This window comes from Herbaspirillum sp. 1173 (genome assembly GCF_031455335.1).
Lineage (GTDB): Bacteria > Pseudomonadota > Gammaproteobacteria > Burkholderiales > Burkholderiaceae_D > Herbaspirillum > Herbaspirillum huttiense.
Map to the genome: position 1 here is coordinate 108,970 of NZ_JAVDSP010000003.1, position 17,403 is coordinate 126,372.

General features: G+C 63.6%; 16 protein-coding genes. 5 read left to right on the plus strand and 11 right to left on the minus strand.

Annotated features, from left to right (window positions below):
* Positions 1–824 precede the first annotated feature (824 nt).
* Complete coding sequence (gene ssuD, locus J2X56_RS12390) at positions 825–1,952, plus strand: FMNH2-dependent alkanesulfonate monooxygenase (RefSeq protein WP_039787651.1); 1,128 nt, start codon at positions 825–827, stop codon at positions 1,950–1,952.
* A 14-nt stretch (positions 1,953–1,966) separates the two neighbouring features.
* Here the strand turns inward: ssuD and gcvH are convergent, their stop codons facing one another.
* From gcvH to J2X56_RS12445, 11 genes are all read right to left on the minus strand, one after another.
* Positions 1,967–2,344: a glycine cleavage system protein GcvH gene (gene gcvH, locus J2X56_RS12395; RefSeq protein WP_121038740.1), complete on the minus strand. Its 378-nt coding sequence runs from the start codon at positions 2,342–2,344 to the stop codon at positions 1,967–1,969.
* Positions 2,345–2,367: 23 nt separating this feature from the next.
* Positions 2,368–2,973: a peroxidase-related enzyme gene (locus tag J2X56_RS12400; RefSeq protein ID WP_121038737.1), complete on the minus strand. Its 606-nt coding sequence runs from the start codon at positions 2,971–2,973 to the stop codon at positions 2,368–2,370.
* Complete coding sequence (locus tag J2X56_RS12405; protein WP_121038734.1) at positions 2,970–3,506, minus strand: CMD domain protein; 537 nt, start codon at positions 3,504–3,506, stop codon at positions 2,970–2,972. Before J2X56_RS12405 ends, J2X56_RS12400 begins: the two co-directional genes overlap by 4 nt.
* Positions 3,503–4,834 carry an acyl-CoA thioesterase/bile acid-CoA:amino acid N-acyltransferase family protein gene (locus J2X56_RS12410; protein ID WP_310160556.1) on the minus strand — a complete coding sequence of 444 codons (1,332 nt, stop codon included), beginning with the start codon at positions 4,832–4,834 and terminating at the stop codon, positions 3,503–3,505. Before J2X56_RS12410 ends, J2X56_RS12405 begins: the two co-directional genes overlap by 4 nt.
* 4 nt (positions 4,835–4,838) lie before the next feature.
* Positions 4,839–6,425, minus strand: coding sequence for an ABC transporter substrate-binding protein (locus tag J2X56_RS12415; protein WP_121038728.1), 1,587 nt, complete (start codon positions 6,423–6,425; stop codon positions 4,839–4,841).
* 100 nt (positions 6,426–6,525) lie between these two features.
* Positions 6,526–7,533 carry an ABC transporter ATP-binding protein gene (locus J2X56_RS12420; protein WP_134134902.1) on the minus strand — a complete coding sequence of 336 codons (1,008 nt, stop codon included), beginning with the start codon at positions 7,531–7,533 and terminating at the stop codon, positions 6,526–6,528.
* Positions 7,526–8,518 (minus strand): ABC transporter ATP-binding protein, encoded by a 993-nt coding sequence (locus J2X56_RS12425; protein ID WP_121038722.1) that lies wholly within the window; start codon positions 8,516–8,518, stop codon positions 7,526–7,528. Before J2X56_RS12425 ends, J2X56_RS12420 begins: the two co-directional genes overlap by 8 nt.
* Positions 8,515–9,450, minus strand: coding sequence for an ABC transporter permease (locus tag J2X56_RS12430; RefSeq protein ID WP_406540740.1), 936 nt, complete (start codon positions 9,448–9,450; stop codon positions 8,515–8,517). The genes J2X56_RS12425 and J2X56_RS12430 overlap by 4 nt, the downstream gene beginning before the upstream one ends.
* A 23-nt stretch (positions 9,451–9,473) precedes the next feature.
* On the minus strand, positions 9,474–10,448 hold the full coding sequence (locus J2X56_RS12435) for an ABC transporter permease (protein ID WP_039786022.1): 975 nt from the start codon (positions 10,446–10,448) through the stop codon (positions 9,474–9,476).
* Complete coding sequence (locus J2X56_RS12440) at positions 10,445–11,917, minus strand: NAD(P)/FAD-dependent oxidoreductase (RefSeq protein WP_310160557.1); 1,473 nt, start codon at positions 11,915–11,917, stop codon at positions 10,445–10,447. Before J2X56_RS12440 ends, J2X56_RS12435 begins: the two co-directional genes overlap by 4 nt.
* Before the next feature lie 139 nt (positions 11,918–12,056).
* On the minus strand, positions 12,057–12,995 hold the full coding sequence (locus J2X56_RS12445) for a LysR family transcriptional regulator (RefSeq protein ID WP_310160558.1): 939 nt from the start codon (positions 12,993–12,995) through the stop codon (positions 12,057–12,059).
* Positions 12,996–13,297: 302 nt separating this feature from the next.
* Between J2X56_RS12445 and J2X56_RS12450 the strand changes: the two genes are divergently transcribed.
* The 4 genes from J2X56_RS12450 to J2X56_RS12465 all read left to right on the plus strand — a co-directional run bounded on the left by J2X56_RS12450 (position 13,298) and on the right by J2X56_RS12465 (position 17,285).
* Positions 13,298–14,503: an aminotransferase class V-fold PLP-dependent enzyme gene (locus tag J2X56_RS12450; RefSeq protein WP_121038710.1), complete on the plus strand. Its 1,206-nt coding sequence runs from the start codon at positions 13,298–13,300 to the stop codon at positions 14,501–14,503.
* A gap of 170 nt (positions 14,504–14,673) precedes the next feature.
* Positions 14,674–15,684, plus strand: a complete 1,011-nt coding sequence (locus J2X56_RS12455) for a methionine ABC transporter ATP-binding protein (RefSeq protein WP_121038707.1) — start codon at positions 14,674–14,676, stop codon at positions 15,682–15,684.
* Complete coding sequence (locus J2X56_RS12460) at positions 15,681–16,379, plus strand: methionine ABC transporter permease (protein ID WP_310160559.1); 699 nt, start codon at positions 15,681–15,683, stop codon at positions 16,377–16,379. The genes J2X56_RS12455 and J2X56_RS12460 overlap by 4 nt, the downstream gene beginning before the upstream one ends.
* A gap of 114 nt (positions 16,380–16,493) precedes the next feature.
* Positions 16,494–17,285: a MetQ/NlpA family ABC transporter substrate-binding protein gene (locus J2X56_RS12465; RefSeq protein WP_310160560.1), complete on the plus strand. Its 792-nt coding sequence runs from the start codon at positions 16,494–16,496 to the stop codon at positions 17,283–17,285.
* The last annotated feature ends 118 nt before the right edge of the window (positions 17,286–17,403 follow it).

Below are 17,403 nucleotides of genomic sequence, written 5' to 3' on the forward strand. Positions count from 1 at the left end.
CGGAGGGTCCCCGCTTCAGTACCCAATAAAACGGGAAAAATAAAGTCGCTTCGCTCCGGTTATTTTTCTGATCCGTTTTATTGGGTACTGAAGCGGCGGCGCAGATGCGGACGACTGAGACGGCTCGCCTTCGGCCTCGCACCCTCTCCTACTTGCCTCCGGCTTTGCCTTGGCGTTCTTTAGCCTTCGATACGTCGCTGCGCGACTACTCAGGACGAACGGACGGAAATTATTTAAACAAAAACCAAAAAACCAAAAAAACAAAAAAACAAAAAAAAGAACAAAAAAGGAAAAACCCAAAACCCAGAGCGGGAGTGGGAACGAACAAAAGGTCGATGCCGCAGGCGAGCCAACCCAAAGCCGAAGGCGAGTCGGAGACGCGGCGAGGCCGAAGGCGAGCCCGTAGGGATGTTGTCCCCATAGAGCCAGCCGCCGCAGCGGAGCGAAAAGTGGATCAGAAGGATAGTCGGAGCGAAGCGACTCTATCCTTCCCACTTTTCGCTCCGCTGCGGCGGGGACCCTCCGGAGGAGGGCTGGCTCTTTGGGGTCGCCTTCTTTTGCTTACTTTTCTTGGCGAGACAAGAAAAGTGAGCGGCTGCCGGGCCGCTCCCGGCGCGTCCTCCCGACCGGAGAGTGATAAGAATTAAGCTAGAGCGCAGGAAAGATTTCCGTGCAGACTACCCCATACCAAAAAACCAGAAAAGCACGCAGCCAAGACAACAAAACCAAAAACCAACTAAGCAAAGAAGAAAACATTCTTAGCCACAAAGAGAACAGAGCGCTCTAATAACGCCAAAGCGAAAAATGCAAAAGGAAACTCTGGCATGTCATTAGAACTCTTCTGGTTTCTCCCTACGTCGGGCGACACACGTTACCTGGGCAAATCCGATTTCGGCCGAGCCCCCACGCTGGACTACATGCGCCAGATAGCGGTGACCAGTGAAGCGCTGGGATACGATGGATTGCTGATCCCGACGGGAGCGTCCTGCCTGGACCCATGGGTAGTGGCGGCCAGCCTGGTCCCGGTGACTCAGCGCATCAAGCTGCTGGTGGCACTGAGGACGTCTCTGGGCGGCCCGGGCCCGTCGGCGAGACAGGCAGCGACGCTGGACCAGGCCCTGAACGGCCGCCTCCTGCTCAACGTGGTGCCCGGAGGAGATGCCACGGAACTGGAAGCCGACGGCGTCTTCCTTAAGCACGACGAACGCTACGAAGCTGCTGACGAATACCTCACCATCTGGCGCAAGCTGCTGCAGGGCGAGACCGTCAACTACGAAGGCAAGCACTTCCGCATCCGCAACGGCCAGCTGTTCCATCCGGCGATACAGCAGCCCTACCCCCCACTGTATTTCGGCGGCTCCTCCCCTGCTGCGCACGACCTCGCCGCCAAGCATGTGGACGCCTACCTGACCTGGGGCGAGCCACCCGCCGCCGTCAAACAGAAGATCGAAGACGTACGCGAACGCGCCGCCAAGCAAGGCCGCACCGTCAGATTCGGCGTGCGTCTGCATGCCATCGTGCGCGAAACCACGGCCGAAGCCTGGGCCGACGCCGAACGCCTCATCAGCAAACTCACCGACGAAGACATTGCCCGCGCCCAGCAGAACTACGCCAAGATGGATTCAGTAGGACAACAAAGAATGGCCGCCCTGCACGGCGGCCGCCGCGACAAACTGGAAATCGCCCCCAACCTGTGGGCCGGCGTGGGACTGGTGCGCGGCGGTGCCGGCACCTCGCTGGTTGGCGATGCGGCCACCGTCGCCGAACGCCTGCAGGAATATGCGGACCTGGGCGTGGACACCTTCGTCCTCTCCGGCTACCCGCACCTGGAAGAAGCGATACGCTTTGCCGAACTGGTCTTCCCCCTGCTGGGCAAGAACGCGGTCACCTTGCGTGACCGCGCCCAAACCGGCGGCGCCTTCGATATCCGCGCCGCCGCATCGGCTTCCTGAACGCAAAAAGCGCCTCAGGAAATCAGCTTGATGTAACCCGCCGCATCAAGAAAACCCTCCGCCGAAAATGGCGCGGCCGGCTTGAGCTTGAAGATCCATTGCTCATACGGCTCACCATTGATGGCGTCAGGCGACTCTACCAGCAGCGAGTTGATGGCGATGACCTCGCCATCAACGGGCGCATGCAAATCCGACGCCGTCTTGTTGGATTCGACGATGCCCGACTCGGCCCCCTTCGCCAACACCTTGCCCACGGCCGGCATATCGACATACACCAGCGGCCCCAACTGCTCCTGGCCGAAATCGGTAATACCGATGGTCAGCGTGCCATCGTCTTCAAGCTTGACCCACTCATGGGTCTCGGCATAGACCAGATGATCCGGAATGTGCATCACTGTCTCCTCATGGAAATAATTTACTTGGCCTCAGCCTGGCTGCCATCGGCAAACACCGGCTCGCCCAGATTGAGCATCAAGCGATTGGCCCAGGCAAAGATGGCCACCGAGTGAATCAGGTCCAGCACTTCCAGTTCACTCAAGCCCACGTCATAGAGGGCCTTGATCTGCGCCGCCCCGATCTCGCCCGGCGTCTCGGTCAGCTCGGCCGAGAACTTGGCAATGGCCTGCTCGCGCGCATCCACACCGGCACCGTAAGGCGTATCGAACACCTGGCGCACCGTATCGTTACGCTTGGCCAGCTGCTCGAAACGCTGCGCATGAACGGAAGCGCAATACACGCAGCCATTGATGCGCGAAACCACCAGCGAACCCAATTCGCGCTCCGCACGCGAGAGCCCACCCGGCGCATACATGATGGCGTTGAAGGCCGCCGAACGCTGGCGCAGGATATCGGGCTGGTGCGCCAGGAACAGGTAGTAGTCCGACGTCTTGGCCTTGGGATGGCTTTCTTCCAGCACCTTGACCTGGTCTTCGCTGGCCGCGTCCAGCTGGATCACGTCCAGCCAGGCATCCCATTCCAGGGACTCATTGGTAAAACCGTTGGCCTTGATGATCTCGCTCATGCCGATTCTCCTTGTTGGACCGCCGCAGCACGCATGGCCTTCAGACCCGCGACCACGCGCAATTGATAGGACACGAAAGCGATCAGCTGCGACAGTGCCACCACCGCCGGCGTGCTGATGCCCGCGGCCGGCAGCTTTTCGATCGCAGCCTTGTCGCCTTCCACCGGGCGCTGCGTCAGCGCGCGCGTGAAGACCAGCATGGCGCGCAGACGACCCTCCGGTAATTGCTCGGGCTCACCGCTGTCAGCCGCCGCCAGTTGCGCAGCATCGGCCGGTACCGCTTCTGCACGCGCGCGGTAATGCGCGGCCAGATCGGATGCGCCAGCCAGGCGGCAAGCGTAGAGCGCCACCAGCAGGCGCTCATCCAGGCCGATGCCTTCCAGGGCCGGGTCGAACAGCGTGTCATAGCTGCCCTGCGAAGCCACGGCCACCTTGTCGCGCTGATGGCGCAGGCCGTGCAGGGGGCTGCCAGCGGCCAGGCCGGCCAGCTGGTCGATGACATCCTTGCTGATGTCGTAGACGGGGGTACTCATGCGTTTTCCTTTGTGGATGAATGCCTGGCCAGCGCGTCGCGCAGGAAGTGCTGCGCCTGCTGCCAGGCGTCGAGATCGGCGCGGGCATTGGCGGCGGGTTCGCCGCCACCGGTACTGATGCGCCCCGACACCGGATGCGCATACGTGGTCTGCGTGGTCGGGACGAAGGGGAACAGGATCGAATGGCCGGCATGCGCATAGTTGCGCCATACCACCGGCCACGGGTGCGACACTTCCGCCAGCTTGTCCTTGACCATCGCGCAATACAGGCTGGAAGGCCAGGAGCCGTCATCGGTGGCCGACAGCAACAGCACCGGTCCGGCGATCTTCTCCACCGGAATACGGGCGCGCGCCACCGCTTCCTCGTCCTGCAAGGCAGTCAGCATGGCCAGTTCATGGCGATGCGGTGCCGGGCCTTCGTCAAACGGTACCCAGCTGGCGCTGCGGTTGTCCTGCCATTGATGCGGCAAGGGCTGGCCGCGCAGCAGCCAGGTCGGGCCTTCGCGGCCCACGGCAGGATCGGCCGCATTCTGGCCGCTGTGTACCAGCGCACTGGGCACATAGGCCAGCACCGCCGACACCTTCTGCGGAAAGGTCGCCCCCAGCAGCAGCACCAGCTCGCCACCGCGCGACTGGCCACTGATGGCGACGAAATCGTGCAGCGGCTTTACCTCGGCACGCAGCCAGTCCAGTCCGCGCTCGAAATACTCCAGCGGTGTATTGGAAATGTAATCCGACAGGCCCGGCGCCTTGAAATACGCCAGCGCAAACGCGGCCACCCCGCGCGAGGCAAACAGCGCCGCACGCGGTTCGTTGATGCCGCCACCGGAACCATTGAGGATCATCACCGCCGGATGCGGTCCTGGCGTGGCCGGCAGGAACAGCGTACCGACCAGCCCCTCTTCCCGCACCTCGCGCCGGGTCACCCCGGCAGCGGCCAGCCGCTGTACCAGTTCGGTACTGGCCGGCGCGCACGGGGCCAGGCCCGGCTGGTCCAGTGAGGAAACGGTCAGCGTAGTCACCAGCGGTGCCATGACATCGGCGTGGAAGTTGTCGCGGCGGCCGGCTTGCACCGGCTTCTGCGACCACAGCAAACCCATGGGATCGATGCCGTAGTAATCGCCATCGATGGCCGGATTCATGCTCACGTCGACGTGGCCATAGGCATCGGCGATGTAGCACGCCGTACTGCGCCACTCCGCGCCGTTGCGCAGGGTGGAGGAAGAGATCCGCACCGGCTCGCCCGGATGCGCACCCCGCACGATGATGCGGCGGGGTACGTCGATCAGGTCGTCAGCCGGGCTGACCTCGATGGAGAAGTCGGGCATGTCCTTACTTCTTGTCCTGGGTCACCATCATGGCCGTCGTGCGGTCGCTGCTGATCGGAGTGACCTTCAGGCCCTTCTTGGCAGCCCAGATGTTCTGGTAGTGGTACAGCGGGATCACGCCCACGTCATCCGAGACGGTCTTGGCAGCGCCGCGCAGGATGGCTTCGCGCTTGGCCGCATCGAATTCAGCGGTCGAATCGGCCAGGGCCTTGTCCACGGCCGGGCTGCTGTAGTGGTTCCAGTTGGAGGCGCCGATGCCCTTCTTGGGATCGACCGTGCCCAGCACGTTGACCAGCGCATAGCTGGCTTCACCCGTGCCATTACCCCACGCCAGCACCGAGACGGCGAACTCGTTCTTGTTGGCACGCGAGGAATAGGAGGCCCACGGCAGCACTTCGACCTGGGTCTTGATGCCGATGCGGGTCCAGAACTGCGCCACGGCTTGCAGGGTTTCCGGTGCTTGCGGATAGCGATCGTTGGGCACGTGGATGGTCAGCTTGAAACCTTCCGGAAAACCGGCTTCGGCCAGCAGCTTCTTGGCTTGAGCAGCGTCGAAGGGAATGTTCTTGATCTCGGGGTTGTAGCCGAAGGTATCGGCCGGCATCCACTGGTTGGCTTCGGTGGCCGCACCCTGCAGGATGCGGTCGATCAGGGCCTTGCGGTTGATGGCCAGCGACATGGCGCGGCGCACGCGCACGTCCAGCAGCGGATTCTTCTCCAACTGCTTGCCGTTGTTGTCGGTGATGAAGGGGCTGGGGCCTTCATGGAAACTCGGCTGGATCAGCAGCACGCGCAGGCCGTTGTAGGGGTAGACCTTGACGTTGGGCGACTGCTTCAGCTTGGCCAGGTCGGACACCGACACCTTGTCGATCACGTCGACGTCGCCCGACAGCAGTGCGGCAGTACGGGCCGCGCCATTGTTGATGTAGCGGTAGTTGACCTTTTCCCACACGGCCTTGCCGTTCCAGTAGTCATCGTTACGCTGCATCACCACGCGGTCGCCCGGGGTGTAGGAGACGAACTTGTAGGGACCGGTACCGACCACGGCCGCACCGCTGTTGTAGTTCTCGGTGGTGGACTTTTCGCCCACGTGCTTGCTGACGATGTGCACCGAGGCCAGGTTCAGCGGCAGGTCCGGGTTGGGGATGTTGGTCTTGATGACCAGGGTCAGCGGATCCTTGGCGGTGACCGATTCCACCGTGCGCAAGTAGCCGGCGAAGGTGGCCACGCTGCCCGGTACGGCACGGGCGCGCTGGTAGGAGAAGATCACATCGTCAGCGGTGAAGGGCTTGCCGTCCTGCCACTTGACGTTGGGGCGCAGCTTGAATTCCCAGGTCTTGGGGTCGATGTTCTTCCAGCTCACGGCCAGGCCGGGGACCAGCTTGTTGTAATCGTTCTGGACCAGCAGGTCCCAGAAATGCAGGTCCACCGAACGGTCGCCGGCGTGGTTGTTCAGTTGCGGATCCAGCGACGAAAGCGGATCGGCAAAGGCGATGTTGAGGTTCTGCGCATGCGCGGCATCGGCAGCGGCAGCCAGCGCGGCACCGGTCAGGGCGACGGCCAGCAGGCGGGTCAGGAGAGTTTTCTTCATGGTCGGGTTCCTCTGTGGTCAGGGTGGAAGCACTGCGGGGGTGCCAAGTTCTTGACTGCTCGGTTCTTCGTTTCTGTCGTTTCTATCGGTTCACATCATCTCAGCGGCCATCATTGAGATGGCAGGCACTCATATGCCCCGGCGCGATCTCGCGCAACAGCGGCTGCTCTTCACGGCAGCGCTGCGTGGCATGCGGGCAGCGCGGGTTGAAGTGGCAGCCGGTCGGCGGGTTCAGCGGACTGGGGATCTCGCCCTTGATGGCGGTGAATTCCTTCTTGCGCGCGCCCATGCGGGGCACCTCGGCCAGCAGCGCCTGCGTATAGGGGTGATTGGGCTGGCCGAACAATTCGCCCACCGGCGCACTCTCCACCACCCGGCCCAGGTACATGATGACCACGCGGTCCGACACGTGCTCCACCACGCCCAGGTCATGGCTGATGAAAAGATAGGTCAGGCCCAGTTGCTCGCGCAGATCCATGAAGAGATTGAGGATCTGCGCCTGGATCGACACATCCAGCGCCGCCACGGCCTCGTCGCACACCAGCATCTGCGGCTGCACCGCGAGCGCGCGCGCAATGCCGATGCGCTGGCGCTGGCCGCCGGAGAACTGGTGCGGATAACGGTCGCGCAGGGCCGGATCGAGACCGGCGCGCAGCAACTGCTGGCAGACATAGGCATCGAGGTCGCCCTCGACCTTTCCGTTCACTTGCGCCGCTTCGCCCACGATCTGATCAATGCGCAAACGCGGATTCAGGCTGGCATAGGGATTCTGGAAAATCATTTGCACCTGCAGCCGGGCCTCGGCTTCTTCCTTGCTGCTGAGGCTGGCGCGGTCGCGGCCGTTGACCAGCACCTGGCCATCGGAAGGATCGAGCAGGCCGCAGGCCACCCGGCCCAGCGTGGACTTGCCGCAGCCGGATTCACCGACCAGCCCCACCACTTCACCCGGCAAGACCTTCAGGTCCACCTGGTCCAGCGCATGGGTGACGGCCGGCGGGCGGCTCCAGCCGCGCGCCTGCAACTGGCGTTCCAGCCAGCCCTGGCGGCGCTCGCCGAAGCGACGGCTGACGGCACGGGTTTCGATCAGGGGAATGACGGCCTTATCCATGGTGCTCGTTGCTCTGTGTGCTCGGGGTCGGGTGATAGCAGCGCACCCGGTGCGCCGGCAGCGGTTCGCTGATCGCCGGGGCCACCAGGCACTGCTGGGAAAGGCGCTCGCAGCGTGCAGCAAAGGCGCAGGTCGGCGGCAGGTGCAGCAAGTTGGGCGTCATCCCGGGAATCTGGCGCAGCCGTGCACCGCGCCGGTTGTTGCTGGGCAGGCTGCCGATCAGGCCTTGCGTGTAGGGGTGCAGCGGCGCATCGAGCACCGCATCCACACTGCCCTGCTCGACGATGCGCCCGGCATACATCACCGCCACTTCATCGGCCAGTCCGGCCACCACCGACAGATCGTGCGTGATCCAGATCAGCGCCGTGCCATGCTGGCGCGCCAGCTTCTGCACTTCCGACAGGATCTGCGCCTGGATGGTCACATCCAGTGCCGTGGTCGGTTCATCGGCGATGATGAGGTCGGGCTTGTGCAGCATCGCGATGGCAATGGCCACGCGCTGGCGCATGCCGCCCGAGAGTTGATGCGGATAGGCCTGCAGCCGCTCTTCCGGACTGGCAATGCCCATCATGCCCAGGGTATCGCGCGCCAGTTCGCGCGCTTGCTGGCGGCTGACCTTGCTGTGCGCCAGCACGGCATCGACCATCTGCGCTTCCACCTTCAGGACCGGGTTCAGGGTCATCATCGGGTCCTGGAAAATCATGGCGATGCGGTTGCCCTGCAGTTCGCGCAAGGATGTCTTGTCCATGCTGACCAGGTCGCGGCCTTGGAACAGGATCTCGCCGCCGACGATGCGGCCCGGCGCATCGACCATGCCGAGGATGGAAAAACCGGTCACGCTTTTGCCCGATCCGGATTCGCCCACGAGACCCAGAATGCGGCCACGGCCGACCGACAGCGAGACGTCATCGACCGCCGGCAGCACGCCTTCGGGCGTGAAGAAATGCGTGCGCAGGTTGCGCACTTCAAGTGTGAGCGCGCTCATTTCTGCCACCGTGGATTGAGGATGTCGCGCAGGCGGTCGCCGACCAGGTTGATGGCCACGATCACCACCAGCAGCGTGATGCCGGGATAGAAGCTGATCCAGTATTCGCCCGAGAGCATGTATTGGTAACCATTGGAGATGAGCAGGCCCAGCGAGGGTTCGGTAATCGGCACACCCAGGCCGAGGAAGGACAGCGTCGCTTCCAGCGTGATGGCGCGTGCCACCTGCAGGGTGCCGATGACGATCAGCGGCGGCAGGCAGTTGGGCAGGATGTGGCGCACCATGATGCGCCAGGACGACAGGTTCAGGCCTCTTGCGGCTTCCACGTATTCCTTGCGCCGTTCCACCAGCGCCTGGCCGCGCGCAGTGCGCGCGTAATACGCCCACTCCAGTACCACCAGCGTGGCCATCACGTTGAGGATGCCCTTGCCGACGTAGGCCAGGATCAGCATCGCCACCAGGATCGAGGGGAAGGACAGCACCAGGTCGGCAAAGCGCATGAGCACCGTATCGACCTTGCCGCCCGCATATGCGGCCAGCAAGCCGATGAGCGTGCCGATCACGCCTGCGATCAGGGCCGAGCCCACACCGATGCCCACGCTGATGCGCAAGCCGTAGATGATGGCCGAGAACAGGTCGCGTCCCTGACCATCAGTCCCGAGCCAGTAGGTAAACGTTCCATCACCATTGAGGGTACCTGGATGCTGGCGCGAGTCGAGGAAGTTCAACTGCGCCAGGTCATACGGATTCTGCGGCGTGAGCCAGGGTGCGGCAATGGCACCGACGATGAGCAGCAGCACGATCGCCAGCCCTAGCATGGCCGAACGCGAGGCCACGAAATGGCGCATCACGCGCCGCCAGGGAGACTCGCGGCGCGGGGCCTGGAAGGCCGACAGCTCGGCCACGCGGGCGCGCACCTGTTCTTGCGTCATGGTCACTTCGGTCTGCGGCGCGCTCATGCACGGGCCTCCACCCGCACGCGCGGATCCAGCAATTTGTAGAGCACATCCACCACCAGGTTGATGGTGACGAACATGCAGACGATCACCATCAGGTAAGCCACGATGACCGGACGATCCAATGCATTGATGCTGTCCAGGATCAGCTTGCCCGCACCGGGCCAGGCAAAGATGCTTTCGGTAACGACCGCAAAGGCAATGGTGGAGCCAAACTCCAGCCCGACCACGGTCACCAGCGGAATGAGCGTATTGCGCAGCACGTACATCAGTACCACGCGTGCCGGCGACAAGCCCTTCGCACGCGCAAACTTCACGTAGTCCATCGGCAGCACCTCACGCACGTTGGCACGGGTGAGGCGAATCACCAGCGAGATCTTGAACAGCGAGAGATTGATGGCCGGAAGGATCATGTGCCGCCAGCCATCGGCGGTCAGCCACGACCATTGCACGCCGAACAGTTCGGCAGTCTGGCCGCGTCCGCCCGAAGGCAGCCAGCCCAGCGTGACCGAGAAGGCCATGATCAGCATCAGCCCGATCCAGAAGGTCGGCAGCGAAAAACCGAAGATGCTGGTGGTCATCACCAGGCGCGAGAACGGATGATCCGGCTTCATGCCTGCGAACAGCCCCAGCGGCACGCCCACGGCCAGGGCCAGCAGCAATGCCGCCACGGCCAGTTCCAGCGTGGCCGGCAGGCGCTGGAAGATCAGCAGGATGGCCGGGGTGTTGTAGACGAAACTGTTGCCCAGGTTGCCGTGCAGCGCGCCATTGAGGAAGGCCAGGTACTGGCGCCACACCGGCTGGTCCAGTCCCAGTTCCTTGATGATGCGCAGGCGGTCCACCTGGTCCACGTCCTGGCCGATCAGGATATCGACCGGGTTGCCGATCATGTGCAGGCCGAAGAAGACGATCACCGTCATCAACAGCACCACCATCAGCGCCTGCAGCACGCTCTTTGCGATGGCCCCACTCATGCGGGCAGCTCCCACGGGGATTCGGTCCACTCGTCGCCTTCCAGTTCCGGTTCTTCATAGGCCTGGATGTTGCGGTAGTGGTAGTCGATGTCCTCGCTGTACATCAGCGCGGCAATGCCCTGCGCCAGGCGGTAGGCTCCATCACTGATGGCCGGGATGTCGCCGGAGACCGTGCCATGGCTGGCGGCGGCCGGATAGCAGAAGCAATGCACGCGCTCCAGGCCCGGCAGGCTGCCCGGCGTCCTCTGCTGGAACTCGAACACCGGGCCCAGGTAGGGCGAGTCGGCCAGTTCCTCGTCTTCTTCGCCGACGGGCGGCGTGTAGCGGTCGCTCCAGTTGAGGACATGCGGGGCGATGTCCTTGAACTCGCTGCGCACGCTCCAGTCGATCTTGAAACCGGTGGAGAAGAACAGGAAATCCAGTTCCAGCGGACCACGGTTGGTCTGCAGCAGCAGCGCCCCATCCGGCTTGACCTCAACGGATTCAATCGCCGTGCCCAGCAGGAAGCGGGCATTGGCAAAGCGCGAGACGCGGCGCGTGCTGCCCGAAGGCGGCGGCACCTGCTGCACGTTGACGTAATGGCGAATGCGCCATTTCCAGGCATCGGGCAGATGCAGATGGCCGTTGACCAGGCCCGGATTGCCCGCGCCCTTGCCCTTGTTGATGCGCGGCAGTTCCTTGCGGCGGATCAGCAGGTCGACCCGCGCCGCGCCCTCTTCCAGCGCCGTGGCGGCGCTGTCCATGGCCGACGAACCACCGCCAACCACGCCCACGCGCTTGCCCTTCAGGCTGGCATAGTCGTAGACGTCCGAGGAATGCGCCCAGCGTTCGCGCGGCAGCTGCGCGGCCAGCGGCGGTACGCTGGCGCCCCCCAGGCCATCGCGGCCGGTGGCCACCACCACGCGGCGCGCCAGCACGGTCGAGGTACCGGCAGGCGATTGCAGCTGTAGCGCCACGATGCCGTCGGCGCGCGGCTGCACGGCCAGCACGCGGTGTTCGTTGCGGATATCGAGCTGCATGACGCGGCGGAACCAGCGCAGGTAATCCATCCATTGCAGGCGCGGGATCTTGTCCAGCGCTTCCCAGGCGTCCAGCCCGAACTGGGCCTCGTACCAGGCGCGGAAGGTCAGCGCCGGGAAGCCCAGCGCCGGGCCGGTCAGGGTCTTGGGGGAACGCAGGGTTTCCATGCGCGCAGTGGTGGCCCAAGGGCCTTCGAAGTCCTTGGGCGACTGGTCATAGATCACATTGGGAATGCCCAGGTGCGACAGCGCCACTGAGGCCGCCATGCCGGCCTGGCCGCCACCGATGATGGCCACGTCGATCACCGGCACGCCGTCGCGCAGGGTGGCCGGGGTCCAGGACTTGCCGGGCAGCGCCAGCCATTGCAGGTCCTGGCGTACGCGCGCCTCCAGGGCGGCCAGTCCTTGCGGGGGGGCAACGGGAATCAGGGTCGGTTCGGTGTCGTGCATAGTGCCTCGTCAAAAGCATGAAGAGACGTCGCCGGCACAGGCCTGCGATCGTCTCGATTCGGGTTTTGTGATGCAACGCCCTTCCCGGTTGACGCTGCTTGCTTGGGTTTTACTACGGTACTGCGTGCTGCAAAATCATTTACAACAATTCATCGTGCAGGCTGGCATCGCGCTTGACGAAGCCCTGCAAGGTGCTGCGGGCGGCCTTTTCCACGGCATCGATCAGGCGTTGCGTGACGCCCTCGACCGGCTTGCCATAGGGCGTGACCACGCCAAAATAAAACGGAATCTCCATCGCCAGCCGCTTGACCACCATGCCCTCGATGGGCATGCCATAGGCCGTGGCCGGTTCCACCAGCGCCACGCCCAGCCCGGCGCGGGCCGCCATGATGGCATTGAAGGAGGTGTTGGTATCGATGGCAACATCGAGCTGGCTGTCCTCGCCCAATGCGACCTCCACGCGCTGGCGCAGGCGATAGCGGTTGGACATGGTGATGACGCGCTGGCCGCGCAAGGCGGCGCGGGTGAGCTTGTCCTTGCCCGCCAGCGGATGATCGGCGCGCACCACCGCCACGCACGGCGCTTCGCCGATCCAGTGCAGGTCCAGCCCGCGATGGGCCACCGGCAGCGAGGTCAGCCCCAGGCTGACGGTGCGATGCAGGACCGCATGCACGACCTGCTCGGCCGAGGCGCTGCGCAAATGGACGTGCTCAGGAAAGGCGCGCTCCTTGTCGGCGGCCAGCAATTGCAGGGCCGCCGGGGCGATGGTGGAGGCCAGCGCGGGGGTGGCGACCAGATGGACCGGATGGACTTCTTCACGGGCGATTTCCTGCGCCCGTTCGCGGATGCTGCGCAGGCCCACCAGTGAGCGCTCCACTTCCTCATAGAGCAGGAAGGCCTTGGCCGTGGGCGTGACGCGCGGACCGTTGCGGTCGAACAGGGCGTAGCCCAGCTCGGCCTCCAGTTCGCCGATGGCCTTGCTGACGGCGGGCTGCGAACGGCCCAGGCTGCGGCCGGCACCGGTCACGCTCCCCAGGGTCATTACGGCCGCAAATGCCTCCAGCTGATTCAGATCCATCGAAATCGCATTCCTTGATCAAGGTCCTTGCATATGATTTTCGAATTATAGGTTTGCTTGTATTCTATTTCAGTATAATAATTTTGTATAAGCAAATGCAGGAGGTGGCATGTGACCGGGAATCCCGCTGCCCTCCTGCCTTGCGGCCTGGCCAAACGGAATGCCTGCGGGCAATTTTCGAATTTCGTATATACAAATAAGCGCAAAGTCGTTTTCCAAATAACGGCTGCGGCGTTACTGTATGACCAGGCCCCTGGCCACCCTGCTCAACTGGAACCCTCTGGACTCTCCGGAACACCGTCATGAACGCCCCTGCTCCCTGTCGCCCGCCGGCCGATCTTCGCTTCCCCATCTACTTGGACTACGGCGCTACCACGCCGGTCGATCCGCACGTGGCGCGTGTCATGTGCGACTTCCTCACCGAAAAATTCGGCAATGCGGCCAGCAGCTCCCATCCCTTTGGCTGGGAAGCGCGGCGCGCGGTGGACAAGGCGCGTGCCCAGGTGGCCGGCCTGGTCGGTGCCCGTCCCGATGAAATCATCTGGACCTCGGGCGCGACCGAATCCAACAACCTGGCCCTCAAAGGCTGTGCCCACGCGCTGCGCGCCCAGGGGCGCGGCAAGCACCTCATCACGGTGGCCACCGAGCACAAGGCCGTGCTGGACACCATGCATACGCTGGAAAAGTCCGGCTTCGAGGTCACCTACCTGCAGCCCGGTGCCGATGGCCTCATCACGCCGGCCCAGTTCCGTGCGGCGTTGCGGCCGGACACGCTGCTGGCCTCGGTGATGTATGTCAACAACGAGATCGGCGTGATACAGCCCATTGCCGAGCTGGGTGAAGTGTGTGCCGAGCACGGTGTGGTCTTTCACGTCGATGCGGTACAGGCAGCCGGCAAGATCGCCATCGACCTGCAGCAGCTGAAGGTGGACCTGATGTCCTTCTCGGCGCACAAGGTCTATGGCCCCAAAGGCATAGGCGCGCTGTATGTCCGCCACAATCCGGCCCTGAAGCTGGAAGCCCAGATCGACGGCGGCGGCCATGAGAACGGCATGCGCTCCGGTACCCTGGCCACGCACCAGATCGTGGGCATGGGCGAAGCCTTTGCACTGGCCGGTGACTTGCTGGAAGAAGAAGGACGCCGCATCCGCGCCCTGCGTGACCGCCTCTGGGCCGGCCTGGCGGACCTGCCGGGCGTGCAGTTGAATGGCAGCGCCGAGGCGCGCGTGCCGCACAACCTCAACGTGAGCTTCCCGCCCACACGCTACGGCACGCTGGGCAGCCAGTTGCTGGGCATCGCGGTGTCGGCCGGTTCGGCCTGTAATTCGGCGGCTGCGGCGCCCTCCTTCGTGCTGCTGGCCATCGGCCGTTCGCCCGACGTGGCACGCAATGCCGTGCGTTTTTCGCTGGGGCGCGGCACGACCGAGGCCGAGATCGATTACGTCGTGGCCACCGTGCGGCAGGTGCTGGCGCATGAGGTCGAGGCGGAACTGCTGGCGGCGCATTAAGACGGATGGAGCGGCGAGCTTAGTTTTCAGACAAGATGCGCGCCGTCTCCATCATTCCCGCTTGTTAGGTTTCAACTAGCTTTTTCTCTCATAAGCTAAGAACTTTTTATAAGTTCTCACGTGGGTCACGCCCGGTTAGACTCGGGGCCGTTTCCTTAGAACTGACCAACGTGATTCGCATCGAGCAACTCCACAAGACTTACCGTGCCGGCCAGCGCGACATCATCGCGCTGCAGGACATCAACCTGGATATCGCTCAGGGAGAGATCTTCGGCATCATCGGCCGCTCCGGCGCCGGCAAGAGTACCCTGATCCGCACCCTCAACGTCCTCGAACGCCCCGACAGCGGGCGCGTCATCATCGACGGCGAAGACATCACCGGCCTGGGCCATGAAGCCCTGCTGGGCCTGCGCCAGCGCGTGGGGATGATCTTCCAGCATTTCAATTTGCTCAATGCCAAGACGGTGGCACAGAACATCGACTGGCCCCTCAAGATTACCGGCCGCTATACGCGCGAGCAGCGCGCCGCGCGCGTGACTGAACTGCTGGAGCTGGTGGGGCTGGACGCGCACCGCGACCAGTATCCGGCGCAATTGTCCGGTGGCCAGAAACAGCGCGTGGGCATCGCCCGCGCGCTGGCCAATTCGCCGCGCCTGCTGCTGTGCGACGAAGCGACCTCGGCGCTGGATCCCGAGACTACCCAGTCCATCCTGCGCCTGCTGCTGGACATCAACCGCAAGCTCGGCCTGACCATCGTGCTGATCACGCACGAGATGGAAGTCATCCGCAGCATCTGCGACCGTGTCGCCGTGCTGGACCAGGGCGCGCTGGCCGAACAGGGCCGCGTGGTCGACATCTTCCTGCGTCCGCAGCACGCCGTGACGCGTTCGCTGCTGGCCGAAAGCCACGCCTGGGATGCCAGCGACACGCTCTACCAGCGCCGCCCCGATGGCGCGCTGGTGCGTCTGACCTATGCCGGTGAAGTGGCGGCACAACCCATCCTGTCGCAACTGACGGCGGCAACCACCGCGCTGGCCACCATCGTGCGCGGCACCGTCTCGCGCATCAAGGACACGCCCTATGGACAATTGCTGGTCGAATTCTCGGGCGGTGATGAGGCTGTCGGAGAAGTCCTGGCGCGCTTGCGCGATTCCGGTATCGATCATGAGGTGCTGGCATGAGCGCGCTGTCTTCCCTGTCTGCCCTGGTGGGCCAGATCGACCTGTCGGTCATCGACTGGAGCGAGGTCGGCGACGCCACCGTGGAAACCCTGGCCATGACCGGCGGCTCGCTGTTCTTCACGGTCTTGCTGGGACTGCCGCTGGGCATCCTGCTGTTCCTGACCAACCGCGGCCAGTTGCTGGAACAACGTGGGCTGTACTGGGTGCTGTCGCTGGTGGTCAACGTGCTGCGCTCGGTACCCTTCCTGATTTTGCTGATCCTGCTGATCCCCTTCACGCTGTGGCTGGTCGGCACCTCGCTGGGCGTGACCGGCGCCATTCCGCCGCTGGTGATCGGTACGGCCCCCTTCTTTGCCCGCCTGACAGAAAGCGTGCTGCGCGAAATCGACCGCGGCATTCTCGAAGCCTGTACCGCCATGGGGGCAGGGCGTCGCCAGATCATTTTTGGCGCGCTCTTGCCCGAAGCCCTGCCGGGCCTGCTGGCGGCGGTGACCATCACCGCGATCACCCTGATGTCGTATGCCGCGATGTCGGGCGTGATCGGTGGCGGCGGCCTGGGCGACCTGGCCATTCGCTATGGCTACCAGCGCTTCCAGACCGAAGTGATGGTGGTCACGGTGGCCATCCTGGTAGTGCTGGTGCAGTTGCTGCAGTTCTTTGGCGACCGCCTGGTGCTGCGCTTCACCCGCAAGTAAGGCAGCAAGAAACGGCAGTCCATGTTTTTCCGGGTGCGCTCCCCACGAGGGACGCTCCCACACCACGTCAACCGACGTTCAATCGATAGTCATTACAAAAGAATGGAGAGAACCATGATCCGCAAACTGATCCCTCAACTGGTGGCCGGTGCCGCCCTGGCCTTCAGCGTTGGCGCCCACGCCGCCGACAAGCTGGTGATTGCCGCCACACCCGTGCCGCATGCCGAGATCCTGGAACACATCAAGCCGACCCTGGCCAAGGAAGGCATTGAACTGCAGGTCAAGGTCTTCACCGATTACATCCAGCCAGCCGCACAAACCAACGAGAAGCAGGTCGATGGCAACTTCTTCCTGCACCAGCCCTACCTGGACCAGTTCAAGAAGAGCCACAAGAACGACATCGAAGTGCCGGTAGCCAAGGTCCACGTCGAGCCCTTCGCCGCCTACTCGCAGAAGTTCAAGAAGGTCGCCGACATTCCTGACGGTGCCACCATCGCCATCCCCAATGATCCGTCCAACTCGGGCCGTGCCCTGCTGCTGCTGGCCCGCAATGGCCTGATCAAGCTCAAGGACAGCTCCAACATTTCCTCGACCCAGAAGGACATCGTGGAAAACCCCAAGAAGCTGAAGTTCCGCGCCCTGGAAGCGGCTACCCTGCCGCGCGTGCTGAACCAGGTCGACGTCGCCCTGATCAACACCAACTATGCGCTGGAAGCCAAGCTGAACCCGGTCAAGGATTCGCTGTTCATCGAAGATGCGAACTCGCCCTATGCCAACCTGCTGGTGGCGCGTGAAGACAACAAGGACAGCGCCGCCATCAAGAAGCTGGCCGCCGCCTTGAATACCCCGGACGTGAAGAAGTTCATCGAAGAGAAGTACAAGGGCGCAGTCGTTCCGGCCTTCTGATGCACTCGGGCAGACTGCACCGTCTCCCTGTCACACCGCCGGTGTGTCCCGCAGAGCCGGGAGCACCGCAGAAGCGTGCATAGCGGCAGGCCGGTGTGTTTTACTGCAAGCCACGGAG